Source organism: uncultured Limnohabitans sp. (assembly GCF_937889215.1).
Classification (GTDB): Bacteria; Pseudomonadota; Gammaproteobacteria; order Burkholderiales; family Burkholderiaceae_C; genus Limnohabitans_A.
This window is the reverse complement of record NZ_CALBEX010000188.1, coordinates 1-5,741: the sequence shown is the minus strand read 5'-3', so window position 1 is coordinate 5,741 and position 5,741 is coordinate 1. Positions and strand designations below refer to the sequence as shown.

Here is a 5,741-nt window from a genome sequence, read left to right as displayed (position 1 = left end):
CCACCCATTTGCGAACCCGCTCGGCATCACCCAAGCGGCTGAATTTTCCAGCGGAGTCCAGGAAAACCATGATCAGACTGCGCCCAGCCACTTGGGCTTGCATCACCAAGCAGCGACCGGCTTCAGAAATGTAGCCCGTCTTTTGCAAGCCAATGTCCCATTCGGGGTTTTTGACCAAACGGTTGGTGTTGTTGTACTGCAAAGTACGACGCCCCACCGAGATTTCTCGCCCATGCGAGGTGGACAGCTCACGCAGCATCGGCTCGCTGTAAGCCTTCACCGCCAGTGCGGCCAAATCGTTGGCGCTTGATTGGTTCAGACTGGACAGACCCGTGGGCTCCACATAGCGGGTATCGGACATGCCCAAGGCCACCGCGCGCTGATTCATCCGGTGCACAAAAACGTCCATACCTCCTGGGAAAGTGCGGCCAAGTGCATGCGCTGCGCGGTTTTCACTGGACATCAAAGCCAGGTGCATCAACTCACCACGGCTCAACACCGTGCCAACAGCCAAACGCGAAGTACTGCCCTTTTCGGTGTCGACATCTGCCTGCGTGATTTTGATCCGCTCGTCCATGGGCAAATTGGCTTCGGCAATCACCAAGCCGGTCATGAGTTTCGTCAACGATGCAATGGGCAAAACCGCGTGGTCGTTTTTACTGAACAAAATTTCTTTGGTTTCTTGGTCCACCACCAAAGCCACGCTGGAGTGCAGGCCCAGGGCATCCGAGGTGGCGTGCAAACCCGCCATTTGCCCAAAAGAAGCCCGCACGGGCATGGCCGCTGGGTTGGCTTTGGCCACACGTTGGCTGCGCGCCGTTTTCGCGCGGATCACCGGACGACGGGAAGCCACCTGAGTGGGCTGATTTTTCGGTGCAGTCGCAACTTTGGCTTTTTGGCTTTGCCGCTTGGAGGCACTTTTGGCGCTTTGGCCCTTGCGCGGGGCAGATGCCTTGTCTTTGCTTGATTTCTGAGCTTTTTGTGTGCTTTGTTTGCCAGTTTGGGCGTAAGCCAAACTGAACTGGCTCGACACGATGCTGAGCAAGCCTACCGCCATGGCGAAAACGGCCATGCGAAGCCAAATTTTGGTCAACAGAACAGAAAAAGCAGATTTCAACGGAGCACCCTGGCGGTCAATTTGTGCAAACAAGTGCCCGAGTGTATCCAAATAAAAAAGTCGCGCAAGAACAATAACTTACGCGACTTTTATAAAGCAATTAATTACTTATTTAGAATTCATTTTACCCTTGCGCGGCCACCCGATCGGACTTGCTTTGCAGTTTATTGAGGGCACTCAGGTAGGCTTTGGCCGAGGCCACGACGATGTCCGGGTCTGAACCGACCCCGTTGACCACGCGCCCGCTGTTTTGCAGCCGAACCGTCACTTCGCCTTGGCTCTCGGTCGAGCCGCTGATGGCATTGACCGAATACAGCACCATTTCAGCCCCGCTTTTGATGTGCGACTCAATGGCTTTGAGAGAGGCATCGACGGGACCATTGCCATCGGACTCGCTGTGCACCTCTTTGCCAGCCACGGTAAAAACCACCGAAGCATGCGGTCGCTCCCCGGTTTCGCTGCGCTGGGCCATGGAGACAAAACCGTACTGCTCTTTTTCGGTGCTCACGCTTTCGTCACTGACCAAGGCCAGGATGTCCTCGTCAAAGATCTCGCTCTTGCGATCGGCCAACTCCTTGAACTTGGCAAAAGCGTTGTTGATTTCGGTTTCACTGTCCAGTGTGACGCCCAAATCTTGCAAACGCTGTTTGAAAGCATTGCGTCCGCTGAGTTTGCCGAGCACGATTTTGTTGTTGGACCAGCCCACATCTTCCGCACGCATGATTTCGTAAGTGTCGCGGGCCTTGAGCACACCATCTTGGTGGATGCCCGAGGCGTGCGCAAAAGCATTCGCACCCACCACCGCTTTGTTAGGCTGCACCACAAAACCCGTGGTTTGGCTGACCATGCGGCTGGCGGCCAAGATGTGGGTCGCATCGATGCCCACATCCAGACCAAAATAGTCTCGGCGTGTCTTCACGGCCATGACCACTTCTTCCAGCGAGCAGTTGCCCGCCCGTTCGCCCAGACCATTGATGGTGCACTCCACTTGGCGGGCCCCGCCAATCTTGACCCCCGCCAAGGAGTTCGCCACCGCCATGCCCAAGTCGTTGTGGCAATGCACAGACCAGATGGCCTTGTCGGAATTGGGGATGCGCTCGCGCAGCGTGCGGATGAACTCACCATACAGCTCAGGCACGGCATAACCCACGGTGTCTGGCACGTTGATGGTGGTGGCACCTTCGGCAATCACGGCTTCCAGGACGCGGCACAAAAAGTCCATGTCACTGCGGTAACCGTCTTCAGGGCTGAACTCGACATCGGACACCAAATTGCGCGCAAAGCGGACCGATTGCTTGGCCTGCTCAAACACCTGGTCGGGTGTCATGCGCAGCTTCTTTTCCATGTGCAAAGGCGAGGTGGCAATGAAGGTGTGGATACGCGCACTGTTGGCCCCTTTGAGGGCTTCAGCGGCGCGTGAGATGTCGCGGTCATTGGCGCGGGACAGCGAACAAATGGTGGAGTCCTTGATGGCATCGGCAATGGCTTTCACCGCTTCAAAGTCACCGTTGGAGCTGGCCGCAAAACCGGCTTCGATCACGTCCACGCGCAGACGCTCCAGTTGACGTGCAATGCGCAGCTTCTCGTCGCGGGTCATGGAGGCACCGGGCGATTGCTCGCCGTCGCGCAAAGTGGTGTCGAAAATAATCAGTTTGTCAGTCATGTTCACTCCTGGTCAAAAAACCGCAAGTCCAAGCAAAAATGCAAAAGGCCCGTTGCGGACAGCATACGGGCCTTTTGGGAAAATGTTTGCGTGCGCTACACATCCCGCCCGTGGGGCGCTAGCAGTAGTGCAGACAAAGAGAAATTCATGGAATAACTGTAGCACAGATCAAAAAGGGCGCTGTCGTACACCGGACATCACTGGTGCAAGCCGCGCTCTTCGGGCTCATCGGTCGAGGTGCTGATCATGCTGGTGGGTTGACCCTTGGCCTTGCGCCAGATGTAAATGACATAACCACTGAGCCCGTAAACCACAAACAAACCAAACACCACAATAGGCGGATCGATGTTGACGGCCGCAATGCCCAAGGCCACCAACACCAAGGTCGCGAACGGCACACTCTTTTTCATGTGCATGTCCTTGAAGCTGTAAAAAGGCACATTGGTGACCATGGTCAGGCCCGCGAACAAGCACACCCCGAACATGCCCCAAGAGACGGCTTTGGCTGACACTGCGTTGTCGAACATGATCCACACAAAGCCCATGACCAAGGCCGCAGCAGCAGGCGATGGCAGGCCTTGAAAGTACCGTTTGTCCACCACTGCGGTGTTCACATTGAAGCGTGCCAGGCGCAGCGCAGCGCAAGCGCAGTAAACAAAGGCCGCAATCCAGCCCCAACGACCCAACTCCTTGAGGGTCCAGACATAAGCGATCAAAGCCGGCGCCGCGCCAAAGGACACCATGTCCGACAGCGAATCCATTTGCTCACCAAAAGCACTTTGGGTGTTCGTCATGCGGGCCACACGGCCGTCCAGGCTGTCGAGCACCATGGCGCTGAAAATGCCCACCGTGGCCAGATCAAAACGGCCATTGATGGCCATGATCACGGCATAAAAACCTGCAAACAAGGCCGCCAGTGTGATCATGTTGGGCAACATGTAAATGCCCTTGGAGCGTTTGCGCACCGGCGTTGTGACCTCTGTCTCTTCAGCGGTGTCGTTGGCTTTGTTCATCGTCCATTCCTGTTGTGGCTTTTCGGATCCATCCCGTGTCAGCGAAGTTTAAGGCAGTCCAAGCGCCCAAGAAAAAGGCCACCTGAGTGGCCTTTTCCAAACCTGCTCTGAGGCCAGATCAGTTGCGGCTCTTGTCAACCAGCTTGTTCTTCGCGATCCAAGGCATCATGGCGCGCAATTGTGCGCCCACAACTTCGATGGAGTGCTCAGAAGTCAAGCGACGACGTGCGGTCATGCTTGGGTAGTTGGTCTTGCCTTCCAAGATGAACATCTTGGCGTATTCGCCCGTCTGGATGCGCTTCAAAGCGTTGCGCATGGCTTCACGGGACTCGGCGTTGATGACTTCCGGACCGGTCACGTACTCGCCGTATTCGGCGTTGTTCGAGATCGAGTAGTTCATGTTGCCAATGCCGCCTTCGTAGATCAGGTCCACGATCAGCTTCAACTCGTGCAAGCACTCGAAATAAGCCATTTCTGGGGCGTAACCGGCTTCCACCAAGGTCTCATAACCCATCTTGATCAGCTCAACAGCACCGCCGCACAGAACGGCCTGCTCGCCGAACAAGTCGGTTTCGGTCTCTTCTTTGAAGTTGGTTTCGATGATGCCGGCTTTGCCGCCACCGTTGGCCATGGCGTAGCTCAGGGCCAAAGCGCGGGCCTTGCCGCTCTTGTCTTGATGGATCGCGACCAAGTGGGGCACGCCGCCGCCTTGGGTGTAGGTGTTGCGCACGGTGTGGCCTGGGGCCTTGGGTGCGACCATCCACACGTCCAGGTCTTCGCGGGGAACAACTTGGTTGTAGTGCACGTTGAAACCGTGGGCAAACGCCAGAGAAGCGCCTTGCTTGATGTTGGGGGCCACGTTGTTGTTGTAGACCTCGGCGATCATTTCGTCGGGCAACAAGATCATGACCACGTCGGCGGCTTTGACCGCATCGTTGACTTCCATCACGGTCAAACCGGCTTTGCCGACTTTGTCCCACGATGCGCCGCCTTTGCGCAGACCCACGACCACTTTGACGCCGCTGTCGTTCAGGTTCTGGGCGTGTGCGTGGCCTTGCGAGCCGTAACCAAGAATGGCAACGGTCTTGCCCTTGATAACGCTCAGATCACAATCTTTGTCGTAAAAAACTTTCACAGGGTTCTCCTTAGGAATAAAACAGGTTCAGGGTTGAGTTTAGACGCGCAAGATGCGCTCGCCGCGCCCGATACCGCACGCACCGGTGCGCACGGTCTCCAAGATGGCACTGCGGTCGATCGCCTCCAAAAAGGCGTCGTTCTTGGTTTGGTCGCCGGTGAGCTCAATCGTGTAGCTCTTGTCGGTGACATCAATCACACGGCCGCGAAAGATATCGGCCATGCGTTTCATTTCTTCGCGCTCCTTGCCCACGGCGCGCACCTTCACGAGCATCAGTTCGCGTTCGGTGTAAGCGCCTTCGGTCAGGTCGACCACCTTGACCACCTCGATCAGGCGGTTCAGGTGTTTGGTGATCTGCTCGATCACGTCATCCGAACCCGCGGTTTGGATGGTCATGCGCGACAGGCTGGGGTCTTCGGTCGGGGCCACGGTCAAAGATTCGATGTTGTAGCCGCGGGCCGAAAACAGCCCCACCACGCGGGACAAGGCGCCCGCTTCGTTTTCAATCAATACAGCGATGATGTGTTTCATGTGTGATTCCTCTTTTCGCCGCCCTCCCCTGCGCACGGTAATGCGCAGGCTTGGCGGGCAATAGATTCGTCCAGTGAGATTAATTAAAGGTCTTCAGAACTCATCAGCATCTCGGTGATGCCTTTGCCAGCCTTGACCATGGGGAACACGTTTTCGGTCGGGTCCGTACGGATATCCAAGAAAACCGTGCGGTCCTTGAGCCTGCGGGCTTCGCGCAAAGCGGGCTCCACATCCTCAGGCTTTTCCACCAAGATGCCGACGTGGCCATAGGCCTCGGCCAAC

General features: G+C 56.4%; 5 protein-coding genes and 1 pseudogene. All 6 read right to left on the bottom strand.

From position 1 onward, the window contains the following. On the bottom strand, window positions 1–1,072 hold a 1,072-nt coding region (locus Q0341_RS04905), incomplete at its 3' end, for a serine hydrolase (protein ID WP_299510949.1). A 169-nt stretch (window positions 1,073–1,241) separates the two neighbouring features. Further along, a complete protein-coding gene (locus Q0341_RS04900; RefSeq protein ID WP_299510948.1) occupies window positions 1,242–2,780 on the bottom strand; it encodes a 2-isopropylmalate synthase in 1,539 nt (512 codons plus the stop codon). A gap of 197 nt (window positions 2,781–2,977) precedes the next feature. Then, a complete protein-coding gene (gene pssA, locus Q0341_RS04895) occupies window positions 2,978–3,793 on the bottom strand; it encodes a CDP-diacylglycerol--serine O-phosphatidyltransferase (protein WP_299510947.1) in 816 nt (271 codons plus the stop codon). A 118-nt stretch (window positions 3,794–3,911) separates the two neighbouring features. Beyond that, window positions 3,912–4,928 carry a ketol-acid reductoisomerase gene (gene ilvC, locus Q0341_RS04890; RefSeq protein ID WP_299510946.1) on the bottom strand — a complete coding sequence of 339 codons (1,017 nt, stop codon included), beginning with the start codon at window positions 4,926–4,928 and terminating at the stop codon, window positions 3,912–3,914. A gap of 39 nt (window positions 4,929–4,967) precedes the next feature. Beyond that, window positions 4,968–5,459 carry an acetolactate synthase small subunit gene (ilvN, locus tag Q0341_RS04885; protein WP_283223631.1) on the bottom strand — a complete coding sequence of 164 codons (492 nt, stop codon included), beginning with the start codon at window positions 5,457–5,459 and terminating at the stop codon, window positions 4,968–4,970. 83 nt (window positions 5,460–5,542) lie between these two features. After that, window positions 5,543–5,741, bottom strand: a pseudogene (locus Q0341_RS04880) (acetolactate synthase 3 large subunit); the annotation flags it as partial.